The 12322-nt window shown below is 69.6% G+C and carries 4 protein-coding genes, 1 pseudogene and 1 CRISPR repeat array; of the genes and pseudogenes, 4 read left to right on the forward strand and 1 reads right to left on the reverse strand.

Going from position 1 to position 12322, the window contains the following annotated elements:
• Positions 1 to 2 precede the first annotated feature (2 nt).
• The 3 genes and pseudogenes from ACZ5NH_RS40280 to ACZ5NH_RS40290 form a co-directional block, all read left to right on the forward strand.
• Positions 3 to 6599 carry a DEAD/DEAH box helicase gene (locus ACZ5NH_RS40280; RefSeq protein ID WP_468782709.1) on the forward strand — a complete coding sequence of 2199 codons (6597 nt, stop codon included), beginning with the start codon at positions 3 to 5 and terminating at the stop codon, positions 6597 to 6599.
• Positions 6599 to 8737, forward strand: coding sequence for a UvrD-helicase domain-containing protein (locus ACZ5NH_RS40285; protein WP_468782711.1), 2139 nt, complete (start codon positions 6599 to 6601; stop codon positions 8735 to 8737). Before ACZ5NH_RS40280 ends, ACZ5NH_RS40285 begins: the two co-directional genes overlap by 1 nt.
• Positions 8738 to 8804: 67 nt before the next feature.
• Positions 8805 to 9422: pseudogene (locus ACZ5NH_RS40290) on the forward strand (DUF262 domain-containing protein); the annotation flags it as partial.
• A gap of 249 nt (positions 9423 to 9671) precedes the next feature.
• Here the strand turns inward: ACZ5NH_RS40290 and ACZ5NH_RS40295 are convergent.
• Positions 9672 to 9887 carry a hypothetical protein gene (locus tag ACZ5NH_RS40295; protein ID WP_468782713.1) on the reverse strand — a complete coding sequence of 72 codons (216 nt, stop codon included), beginning with the start codon at positions 9885 to 9887 and terminating at the stop codon, positions 9672 to 9674.
• Between the two features lie 230 nt (positions 9888 to 10117).
• A CRISPR array of direct repeats spans positions 10118 to 10451; the repeat unit is 29 nt; unit sequence CGGAACACCCCCGCGTCGGCGGGGAGGAC.
• Positions 10452 to 11828: 1377 nt separating this feature from the next.
• Here ACZ5NH_RS40295 and ACZ5NH_RS40300 point away from each other — a divergent pair.
• Complete coding sequence (locus ACZ5NH_RS40300; protein ID WP_468782780.1) at positions 11829 to 12281, forward strand: helix-turn-helix domain-containing protein; 453 nt, start codon at positions 11829 to 11831, stop codon at positions 12279 to 12281.
• Positions 12282 to 12322 lie beyond the last annotated feature (41 nt).

Here is a 12322-nt window from a genome sequence, read left to right on the forward strand (position 1 = left end):
TCATGCTTCCCTCTTTGGCCGTCGAGGATCTGCGTCGTGCTCTCGCCGCGTACCTGACGACGAGTTTCGCGCTCGCTGACGACGACGTCCGGGACGAACTCGAGGCGTTCCTCGAGCGGCCGGAGAGCCGGCTCTTTCGCGGTCCCTACCTACGGGTGCGGACGCCGTTCCGCGAGGCCGCGCGGGGCTGGGAGCAGGCCCTGGACTGGTGGCCCATGGGCTTCAAGCCTTACACCCACCAGGCTGCTGCCTGGCGGCGCCTCTCCACCAAGAATGGCCACACCCCCGAGCCGACGATCGTCACCACGGGCACCGGGTCCGGGAAGACGGAGTCGTTCCTTATCCCGGTCCTGGATCATTGCGCTCGAGCCCGCGCCGTTGGCCAGAAGGGAGTCAAGGCGCTGCTCCTGTACCCGATGAATGCCCTGGCGGATGACCAGGCACGGCGCATCGACGAACTGCTCACGGAGAACGCCGCCCTGGAGGACGTCACCGCCGGCATCTACATCGGCGGTACCTCCGGTCGCCGCGCCGTGGACGAGGAGGGGGACGACCCTGCTTCATACGGACGCGATACTGGTTCCACGACGCTCGCCGGCGACCCGACTATCACCCGTTTGATCACCAATCGGGACGCGATCCGCGCCGATCCGCCGGACATCCTGCTGACCAACTACAAGATGCTGGACCTGCTCCTCCAGCGGATCCCCGATGTCCCGCTGTGGCAGACGGATTCCCTTACGTACGTCGTCCTGGACGAGTTCCACACCTACGACGGGGCCCAGGGCACCGACGTGGCCATGCTGCTGCGCCGTTTGGGTGCAGCTACGCGCGCTGCCCGCCCCGAGCGTCCCCTGGGCTCGATCACGCCTGTCGCCACGTCCGCCACGCTCGGCGGCAGCCCGTCCGTCGACGAGACCCTGCATGGCCCGGAGAAGTCGGACAGGGAACTGCTCTTGGAGTTCGCGGAGAAGGTCTTCGGCACACCCTTCGCCGACAGTGCCCTGATCGGCGACGACCGGCAGTCGCCTGCCGAGTTCGTCGCCGAACCGGACTTCCTCCTGCCGCTTCCCGCTCCGGCGGACCTCGCGGCCGTCCCCGACCCCCTCGACGATCGATCCGCGCTGGACGAGCTGGCTCGCATGGTCGTGGGCCTGGACCATGCAGACCCCGTTGCCCTCGGCCTGGCGCTGCGTAAACACAACCTCATCAAGGCCCTGCTGGACGTCGCCGGTGCGACTCCGGTCACCGTTCCCGACATCGCCCGCGAGTTCGCCAAGCGCGGCGGTGGTGCCGCTTGGGACGAGGCGGCCCGTACCGATATGCCGCTGGTCGCGATCGGCCTGGCGCGCCTGCTTGCCCTGGTGTCCGAGGCGCGCATCCTCGATGCGGACACCGGTCGGCTGATGCCGTTCCTGCGGGTGGAAGCCCAACTGTGGGTCCGTGAGGTACGGCGTGTCATCCGGGCGGCCACGCCCGAGCCGCACTTTCGTTGGTTCGACGACGATGGCCCGACCGGCGACACCCCGCCCAACGCCGCCAACCTTGCCGTCTATCCGCCGGCCGAGGTCGACGCCGCGGCAGACGTGGCGACCTTGGCCGGCAGCGCCTCTGGGGTTGTCGCACCGGCCTACCGGGCTCACCTGCCCGCGGTCTACTGCCGCCACTGCGGGCGCTCCGGATGGGCCGCGCTGTCCACGGATCTGGAGTGGCAGCAGCTGAAGATCAAGCCGCTGGAGATCTACCGAGCCTCCGCCCAGGGCAACCGCGCCGTACGCTGGATGCTGCGCGCCCGGCCCGGGGAACAAGCCGTGGTCCACCTCCACGCGGAGGACCAGGCGCTGCGCACCGTCCCCACCGACGAGACCGTCCCCGTCATCACCCCGCTCGGCCCCCTGCCCGCCGGGACTGGTGACCGGTGCCCGTCGTGCGGGCTGGACGACGGTATGCGGTTCCTGGGCGCGGGGACCGCCACCTTGGCGTCCGTGACCACCACCCAGCTGTTCTCCGATCGGGGCCTTGCTGGCAACGAGCGCAAGCTGCTGGTCTTCACCGACTCGGTGCAGGACGCCACCCACCGGGCCGCTTTCATCGCCAACCGCAGCTTCGGCTTCACCTTCCGCGGTCTGCTCACCGCGCAGCTCAAGCCCGGTGCGCCCGTCGCCGTACACGATTTGGCCGCCGACGCCGCCGATGCCGTGGTCAAGGCCGCGGGGCAGGGCGAGAGAGCGCAACTGGCCTCCATCGTGCCGCCGGACCTGCGCGACAACCCGGAGATATGCACCCTGCTGGACGGCTCTGACAGCTTCAGCGAGGCGGGGGAGGAGATGCTGCACGGCCGGATGGTCTTCCAGAGCCTTCTGGAGTTCGGCCTGCGCTCCCGGCTGGGCCGCACCCTGGAGTTGACCCGCATTGCTGCCGCGGAGGTGCACCTGCCCGAACCCGAGACGGTGTGCGGCCTGCTGCGGGAGATGCACCAGCGCCTGCCGGGGCAGATCACCCTGCCCCCTGACGACGCCGACTACCTGGTCCTCGTGCGCGGTCTGCTGGAGCGGATGCGGCTGCGCGGCGCCCTGTACCACCCGTGGCTGAGCACGTATATCGAGCAGGCAGGTGCCCGGCGCTGGCCGATCTGGGGTGGCCGTCCGGTCGGCATGCCGGCCTTCCCACGCGGCCTGGCGGCCCCCACCTTCCCGATCTCCGGCAAGACCGGACGGACCGACTTCGACTCCCTCAACCGCGACGGCACTTGGTTCGCCGACTGGGGGCACCGGGTGCTCGGCTGCGACCGCAAGGAAGCGCGAGCCGTCGTCGCTGCGGCGATGAAACTCCTTGCTCAGCGTGAGCTGTTGGCGACCTACCCGGCCGATGGCGGCGCAACCGTCTATGCACTGCGGCCCCGCCATGTCCTCATCCACAGCCTCACTGATGAGGCAACCGCCACCAGCACCGGCGGCCCGGGCGTCAACGACTGCGGTGTGCGCTGCGACACCTGTACCTGGCGGCAGACCGTACCGCCCGGCCGCCAGGCCGCCTGGCTGGGCACGCCCTGCCTGCGCTTCCAGTGCGGCGGACGTTTCGTGCCCGACGACCGCGACTACACCCAGGACTACTACCGGCACCTGTACTCGGTCGACCGGCCGGGCGACGTGCTCACGGCCGAGCACACCGGGGCGCTCACCCGCACCCGCCGTGAGGAGGTCGAACAGGCGTTCAAGCACCGGGCCTCCGCCTTCGACCCGAACGTGCTCACTTGCACGCCCACCCTGGAACTCGGGATCGACATCGGCGACCTGTCCTCGGTCCTGCTGGCCTCCCTGCCGCCCGCGCCCGCGAACTATGCGCAGCGCATCGGCCGGGCCGGCCGCCGCACCGGCAACTCGCTCGCCGTCACCTTCGTGCCGCGCGGCGCCCGCAACCAGTACTACCTGCACGCCCCCGAGCAGATGCTGGCCGGGCGGATCATTCCGCCCGACTGCTACCTGGATGCCTCCGAGATCCTGCATCGCCAGTACCTGGCCTTCCTGCTGGACCGGGCAGCCGACCGCAGTCTGTGGCACGCAACCGCCATCCCCGAGCGGCCCATGCCGCCGCGGATCGGGGAGCTCTTCCGACGCGGTCTTGCCGAGGATGGCTGGTTCCGTCGCTTCCTGGACGTCGCCCAGGCCCGGCACGCCGAACTCGCCGACGCCTTCACCTCGCTCTTCCCCGCCATGACGCCGGTGGCGAAGCAGGGGGTTGAGGTCTTCGCAGCCGGCGGGCTGGAACAGGCCGTCGCCACCGCCGCGACCGCTTGGCGCAAGCGCGTGGACGCCCTGGCCGCCCGGCTGCGACAGATCGGCCGGGCCTTCGACGAACTCGCCACCGCCACCGGCGATGCCAACCGCGATGCGCTACGCCGCCAGCTGTATGCCGAGCAGACGTCGGTGCGCAGGCGACGGGATGCGCTGATCGCGGAGAACTCCATCAACGCGATGGTCCGCCTCGGTCTGCTGCCCAACTACACCCTGCACGACGACGCCACGTTGTTGGACGCCACCTTGTGGTGGAAGGACAGCGACGGCGAGTTCAAGGAGCAGCTGACCGAGTACGGACGCGGCGCCCGGCTGGCCCTCGCCGAGCTGGCCCCCGGCAACTTCTTCCACACCGACGGCTACAAGTACATCGTCAACGGCCTCGACCTCGGCTCGTCCGCCGGCGAGGGCCAGACCGCGTACGCCAAGTGGCGGCTGTGCCCGGAGTGCGGCTTCGTCGCCACCGAGGAGACCGGCCTGGCCGTGACGGCCTGCCCCCGCTGCCGCACCCCCCGGATCGCCGACCCCGGCGCAGTCCACAATGTTCTCGTGCCCGAGCGTGTCACGGCGCGTGAGCGGCGCGAGGACGCCCGGCTGACCGACGAACGGGACGAGCGTGAGCAGCGGCGCTTCGCCGTGGTCACCCTGGTGGATATCGACCCGGACCAGCCGCAGGGCCTGCGCGCCTGGCGGCGCAGCGGCAGTGTGCCGTTCGGGGTGGAGTTCGCGCGCGTCGCCACCATCCGCACACTCAACCTTGGCCCCGCTACCAGCTCCGGTCCGGAGCACAGCATCGCGGGCAGTGAAGAGCAGGTCCCGGGCTTCGAGACCTGCCCCGAGTGCGGCGCCGTACGCGGCGCGCACCCTCAAGCCTGGGACCCTGTCGCCGAGCGGATCGGTACACGCCACAGTGGCTGGTGCAGTCACCGGGACGACGGCATCACGGCCGAGCCGGTGGTCCGCCTGGTGCTGGCCCATGAGCTGACCACCCAGGCCCTGCGCATCCTGCTGCCGTTCTCCGCCATGGACCTGGACACCAAGCTCGCCTCTTTCAAGGCCGCCCTGCTGCTCGGCATCACCCAGCACTTTGGCGGAGCGCCCGACCACATCCGGATCGTCGAGGACTCCATGCCGTCCGGTACCGAGGACCTGCGCCGCCGGTTCTTGGTGATGCACGACTCCATGCCCGGCGGCACCGGCTATCTCGAGCACCTCGCCGACCCGGCCGTCCTGCACCGCGTGCTCACCCTCGCCTACGCCGCGCTGCGCGACTGCCCCTGCCAGAAGGAGGGGCAGCGCACGCCTTGCCACCGCTGCCTGCTGCCGCACGCCTCCAGCAGCGAGCACCCGCACGTCTCCTTGAGGGTCGCCAAGGAACTGCTGGAGGAACTGCTGCAGGAGTGGGCCACCGACCGTGTCGACACCCTGTCCGGTGTACGCATCGACCAGCTTGCCGACAGCGAGCTGGAGGCACAGTTCGTGCGCACTCTCGTGAAATGGGGCAGCCGGTCCGAGGAGTGCGGCTCGGTGACGCCGAGGGCGGGGGAGCGGGGCCTGGAGTACGAGCTGCGTTTCACCACCTCCAGCGGTGGCACGACCCGCTGGCTGCTGCAGGACCACGTCCGGCAGCACACCACCGAGCCTAGCGAGCCCGACTACCTGCTCACCCGGACCGACGGGCCGGCTACCCGCATCGCCGTCTTCCTGGACGGGTACGCATACCACGCCAGCACGCACATTAACCGGATCGCGGACGACGCCGGCAAGCGGACCGCGCTGCGCGCCGCAGGCACGTACGTGTGGCAGTTCACCTGGGAAGATGTCAAGGCATGGACCGAAGCGGTCGACAAAGCCGCCCCCGGACGCCAAGCCCAAGCCGCATCCACCCCCCTGGTCGGCAACACGCTGCTCACCACGGCCCAGAAGGTGCACCGCCAGGTGCTCGGAGCGACCGGCGCCGACGACATTCTCGAGCCTGCCCTGCGCAATCCCCTCGAGACGCTGCTGGCCTTCCTCGCCGATCCCACCCCCTCCCGGTGGTCGCGGCGCGCAGCGGCGCTGCTGGCCGGTTACGCGACGACCTTGCGACATCCGGTCACCCGGGCGCAGCTGGGTGAACTGCTGCCCGGGATTCTGACCGGCGCGACCCCGCTGCCCACCCAGACGGCCGGGGACGCCGGCGCGATCGACGTCCGCACCACCGGCGGATTGCGCATCGTGGGCTTCCTCGACTACCGCCCCGAACCGACGATCAAGCGGTCCAGCATGCATGCCTGGTCGGTGTTCACCGTGCTGGACGACCGTGCCGACGCCCTCACCGATCCGGACCACCGCGGCCGGTGGGCGGACTGGCTGCGCTGGTCCAACCTGCTGCAACTCCTCGTCCCCAGCGGCGCCGACGAATTGCCGCGCTTCTTCCAGCAGGTCGCCCTCTCCACCGCCGATCAGGTCGACCCCCACACAGTCGCCCTCTTCGCCGGGGCACTGCCCACCACCGCAGGCGCTCCCGAGAAGCTGCCGGAAGCATGGGCCCAGGCCATGGAGTACGCCTCGCCCCATGTGCAGGAACTGCTGGCCGAGCTCGCCCAGAAGGCGCACCGGCACTGCATCGACGTACCGGAAGTCGGCTACGAGTGGGACGACGGCACCTTCCAGGCCGAACTGGCCTGGCCCGACTGCAAGGTGGCGGTCTTCGTCGACGAAGACGCGCACCGCGACGCCGTCTTCGCGGCGGCCGGATGGCATGTGGCGCACGCGCAGAGCGTGACGGCGGACGAGTTGATGGAGCGTTTGGAGAGATGCTGATGTCCGGAGCGACAGTGATCATGGCGGACACCTTCGGCAAGTCCTACGACGCGCTCGACGGATCGGTCCAGCCTCTGGTGCTGCAGTTCATCATGAAGATGCAGCAGAACAAGGACACCAAGGGGCTCAACCTCAAGCCCCCGAAGGGCGCCAAGGACGCGCGGGTGCGCACCGCACGGGTCAACGACAACTATCGGGCCGTGCTGATGCACCACTCGCAGAAGATCTACTACCTCGTGGCGGTCAAGCCCCACGACGAGGCCTACGACCTCGCCTCCAACATCATCTTCGACATCAACAAGGTCACCGGCGGCATCGAGGTGATCAACCTCGGCAGCCTCACCGGCACCCTCAGCGGCCAACCCGCCCCCACGGCAGCGGAACAGGCGCCCTCCGTCTTCGCCGACGTCACCGACGCCGACTTCGAGAAACTCGGCGTCAACTCGGCCATCATCCCGGCCCTGCGCGAGATCCACAGCGAAGAGGCGATACTCGGCTTTGTAGAGCACCTGCCCAAACTCGCCCGCGACGTCATCCTGTGCCTCGCCGACGGCTGGAGCGTGCAGAAGGTCTGGGAGGAGATCAGCGCCCCCGCCGCCACCCCGGACGAGGTCGACACGCAGGACTACGAGGCGGCCAACGAACGCGCCGCCACCAAGGAGGCCTTCGTCGTCACCGGCGACGTCGCCGCCCTCAGCCGCATCATGACCGAGCCGCTGTCCGCCTGGCGCGTCTTCCTGCACCCCGCACAGCGCGCCCTCGCGGAACGCAAGACCCCTTACAAGGGCCCCGTACGCGTCACCGGGGGTCCCGGTACCGGCAAGACCGTCGTCGCCCTCCACCGCGTCAAGGCCCTCGCCGACCGGCTGCCCCCCGGCCAGGCCATCCTGCTCACCACCTACACCACCACCCTTGCCGACCTCCTGCGCTCCCTCCTGGAGGACCTCGGCGGCGCCCAGCTCACCGCGCGCGTCGACGTCCGCAACATCGACAAGGTCGCCTACGGCACGGTCAAGGACGCCTTCGGCGCCAAGAGCTTCCACACCCTCAACGACGCCGAGATCCGCAGACGCTGGGAGGAACTCGCCGAGGAACAAGACGAGCTGCTTTGGGACGGCCGGTTCTTGGACGCGGAGTGGAGGCAGGTCGTCCTGGCCCAGGACGTCCGCAGTCGAGACCAGTACTTCGCCGCCAGCAGGGCCGGACGCGGCCGACGCCTCAACCGGATTCAGCGGGCCCAGGTATGGAGCCTCATCGAGGAATTCGAACGGCGCCTGGACCGCGACAAGGCCGTGGGCATCACCCAGCTCGCCGCCCAGGCCGCCCGCATAGCTTCTGGATGGAGCGACGACGCCCGCCCCTACCGTCACATCGTCGTCGACGAAGCCCAAGACCTCCACCCCGCGCATTGGAAACTGCTGCGCGCCCTCGTCCCGGCCGGCGAAGACGACCTGTTCATCGTCGGCGACGCACACCAGCGCATCTACGACAACAAGACCTCGCTGCGCAGCCACGGCATCGACGTCGTCGGCCGCTCCAAAAAGCTCACCCTCAACTACCGCACGACCCGCCAGATCCTTGCCGCCTCGCTACGGCTGCTGGGTGAGGAGAAGTTCGACAATCTCGACGAGGGCACTGAGGACCTCGGCGGCTACCGCTCCGTCCTGCAGGGAGCCACCCCCCACCTGGCCGGTTATCCGACGCAGTCCGCCGAGCTCCAGGCGCTCGCCGCGCGCATCGAGGGCTGGAAGCAGGAGGGCATCCAGGGCCACGAAATTGCGGTCGTGGCCCGTACCAACGCCCTGGCCCTGGCTGCCGTTCAGGCTCTGGCCCAGGCGGGCGTCGACGCGGTGCATGTCCAGTCTCGGCAGGCTCCCGTGGCCGACGCCGGCGTTCACGTCCTGACGATGCACCGCATCAAGGGCCTGGAATACCGAGCGGTGGCCATCGTCGGTGCCGGCGCCGACTACGTCCCCCAGCCCAACGCCGTCGTCGACGAGGCCGAGGACCCGCTGCAGTACGCCCGTGACCTCCAGCGTGAGCGCTCCCTGTTGTTCGTCTCCGCCACCCGCGCACGTGAGCAACTCGCCATCACCTGGACCGGTCAGCCCAGCCCGTTCCTCGCCGTGGCCGACTGACCCCGCGGTAAACCGCACGAAACCCGTTCCGTAGTCCGTCCTTGCCGCGTCAAAGGAGTCCCTGTCGATGGCCACCGTGCTGTTCAAAGACACCACCCACCAGGTGGCCGACCTGATCACCGACATCCGACGCGGCGAGATCGCTCTGCCCGACCTGCAACGGCCCTACGTGTGGGAGCCGGCCAAGGCGCGTGAGCTGTTCGACTCCATGTACAAGGGGTTCCCGGTCGGCTACCTGCTCTTCTGGGAGACCGGAGTCGAAGCCGGCGCCCGGCAGATCGGCGACGGAAACAAACCCGAGGCCGCTCGCCGGCTCATCGTCGACGGCCAGCAGCGCCTCACCTCACTCTTCGCCGTCATGACCGGTACCCCGGTCCTGCGGGAGGACTACCGCTCCACCCGTATCCGCCTCGCCTTCCGTCCCGCCGACGCCACCTTCGCGGTCACCGATGCGGCGATCGAGAAGGACCCCGAATACCTCCCCGACATCAGCGTTCTGTGGGACAGCGCCACGGGCCGCCGGAAGGTCATCCGCGACTTCCTCGCCCGCCTGAGCGGCAAGCGCCCGCTTCTCGAGGCCGAAGAAGACCAGATCCAGGACGCCCTCGACCACCTTCACGACCTCGAGAGCTACCCCTTCAAGGGAGTCGTGCTCTCCTCCGACATCGACGAGGAGCAGGTCGCCGAGATCTTCGTGCGGATCAACAGCGAGGGCGTAAAGCTCGACCAGGCCGACTTCATCCTCACGCTCACCTCCGTGTTCTGGGACGAGGGCCGCCGCGCTCTGGAGGGCTTCTGCCGTGCATCACGGCTCCCCTCCCTCCACGCCGCGTCACCCTTCAACTGGTACATCAAGCCCAAGCCGCCCCAGCTGTTGCGCGTAGTCGCAGCCGTCGGCCTGGATTCCGCGGTGCTCAAGCAGGTGTATGCCGCCCTACGAGGCCGCGACACCAGCGGCAAACTGTCCCCGGCACGGCGTGAAGAACGCTTCGCACGGCTGCAGCAGGCACAAGAACACGTCCTCGACCTCAAGCACTGGCACGAGTTCTTCCTCTGCCTGGAGCGTGCCGGCTTTCGCGGCGAGAAGATGATCTCCAGTCAGAACACGCTTCTCTACAGCTACGCGCTCTGGCTCATCGGCCGCGTCCACTACTCCGTCCCCATCGACCAGCTGCGCTCGACCATTGCACGCTGGTTCTTCATGGCACAGCTCACGGGCCGCTACTCCGGTTCCGTGGAAACCCAGATGGAGCAGGATCTGGCCCTGCTGCGGGACCTCAAGCCCGCAGACTCGCGCGGTTTCACCACCGCCCTGGACCGGGTGGTCCGCGAGACCCTCACTTCCGACTTCTGGAGCATCACGCGGTACGGCAACACCTACGGAACACCCCCGCGTCGGCGGGGAGGACGTCACGCTCGGCCCACAGGCGCTCGGCCTCGGCGGAACACCCCCGCGTCGGCGGGGAGGACATGATGGCGCCCGGGTAGCCGCCCTCGATGACCGGAACACCCCCGCGTCGGCGGGGAGGACCTGAGGAAGAAACATCACGCCCCCGGCAGGAACGGAACACCCCCGCGTCGGCGGGGAGGACGATCCTCCGGCACTTCGAGTCCAAGGGGCAGATGGAACACCCCCGCGTCGGCGGGGAGGACGGTCGCCACCGGAGCGGCACCCGGGCCCGGAGCGGAACACCCCCGCGTCCGCGGGGGTGTTCCGTGGCACGCCTCGGACGGGAGTCCGGCCCGGCAGTCCTCCCCGCCGACGCGGGGGTGTTCCGTGACTGGTGAGCCGCTACACCTACATGGCCACGTCCTCCCCGCCGACGCGGGGGTGTTCCGTTGTCGGCGTCCCGGAGGTCGGGCCTTACGGCGTCCTCCCCGCCGACGCGGGGGTGTTCCGAAACCGACGACGTAAGAGAGGTGGACTTCAATGTCCTCCCCGCCGACGCGGGGGTGTTCCGGTCCCGGAAACGGGCCAGTTCCTCGGGAGTGGGTCCTCCCCGCCGACGCGGGGGTGTTCCGGCCCCCGCGTCACCTGCGTGATGGGCCCTGTCGTCCTCCCCGCCGACGCGGGGGTGTTCCAGCTGCTGCGCGGCGAGAATGGCGGCGATCTGCGTCCTCCCCGCCGACGCGGGGGTGTTCCGGAAGTCAGACCCCCGGAAGACGACAAGGCCGTAGTCCTCCCCGCCGACGCGGGGGTGTTCCGCTGCTCGCCCTGTACGTGGAGCACGAGCGGATGTCCTCCCCGCCGACGCGGGGGTGTTCCGTACCGCGACGGGAACAGCATCTGGGCCGGTGAGTCCTCCCCGCCGACGCGGGGGTGTTCCAGTAGGTTCCGGCCTCGGCGTCACGGATGTGGTAGTCCTCCCCGCCGACGCGGGGGTGTTCCGTCTGGATCTTCCATCGGCCCCGCCTCCCCGTGGTCCTCCCCGCCGACGCGGGGGTGTTCCGTTGCCGGGGTGGCTGGCCGGGAAGCTCGGCAGGTCCTCCCCGCCGACGCGGGGGTGTTCCGTCGGCGACTGATTCAACGATTCGGCCCCGGAGGTCCTCCCCGCCGACGCGGGGGTGTTCCGGCCACGCCCGCTCCCCCAGGTCAGTGTCCTGCGTCCTCCCCGCCGACGCGGGGGTGTTCCGTCGCGGGTCGAGGTGTGGGATCCCAAGGCTCGGTCCTCCCCGCCGACGCGGGGGTGTTCCGACCCTGGCTTCCACCTCTCGCGGCGAGATCCTGTCCTCCCCGCCGACGCGGGGGTGTTCCGCGGACGTTGGAGCCGTACCGGTCGCGCATGGCGTCCTCCCCGCCGACGCGGGGGTGTTCCGGGACTCATCCAGGCGTACGACGTCGCCCAAATGTCCTCCCCGCCGACGCGGGGGTGTTCCGACATCGAAGACATCTCGCGGCCGGCCGCGAACGTCCTCCCCGCCGACGCGGGGGTGTTCCGTCGCGCTGTTCAAAGCCAGGGTGGAACCCGATGTCCTCCCCGCCGACGCGGGGGTGTTCCGCCGTGCGCCGAGCCGGTGACGCGGCTCTGGGCGTCCTCCCCGCCGACGCGGGGGTGTTCCGAAGGGTCCACGGAGCGCCATGGCCATTTCCATGTCCTCCCCGCCGACGCGGGGGTGTTCCGCTCACCGAGACCGCCGCAAAAGGCGCCACCGTGTCCTCCCCGCCGACGTGGGGGTGTTCCGGAGATCCCGCCCGAACCGAACCAGTGACTGTCGTCCTCCCCGCCGACGCGGGGGTGTTCCGCCGGGTTGTCCCAGCCGAGCACGACCCGCAGCGTCCTCCCCGCCGACGCGGGGGTGTTCCGTTTGTCGAGTGCCTCGCGACGTACCTGAATGGATCACGAACCGGCGCCGCGAGCTGGGTGAACGCGTCGGCGACCTCAGGGCCGCAGCCCACCACACGCAAGAGTCCTTCTCGGAGGCCACCGGCCTGAGCCGAAGTCATCTCCAGCGCATCGAGTCAGGTGAGGCGGACGCCCGCTACAGCGACTTACTGAGGATCGCCACGATTCTCGGCATCCCGGTATCCGACCTCACGCGCTGACCCCACGCATGGGAAGGCCCCGCCCATCCGCCACGGGGGAA

The organism is Streptomyces sp. NPDC031426, assembly GCF_055581585.1.

What these genes read in the sequence shown, in the direction of transcription:
- ACZ5NH_RS40280 (WP_468782709.1), top strand. Translation starts at nt 3, where the DNA reads ATGCTTCCCTCTTTGGCCGTCGAGGATCTGCGTCGTGCTCTCGCCGCG.
- ACZ5NH_RS40300 (WP_468782780.1), top strand. Translation starts at nt 11,829, where the DNA reads ATGTCCTCCCCGCCGACGCGGGGGTGTTCCGCTCACCGAGACCGCCGC.
- ACZ5NH_RS40285 (WP_468782711.1), top strand. Translation starts at nt 6,599, where the DNA reads ATGTCCGGAGCGACAGTGATCATGGCGGACACCTTCGGCAAGTCCTAC.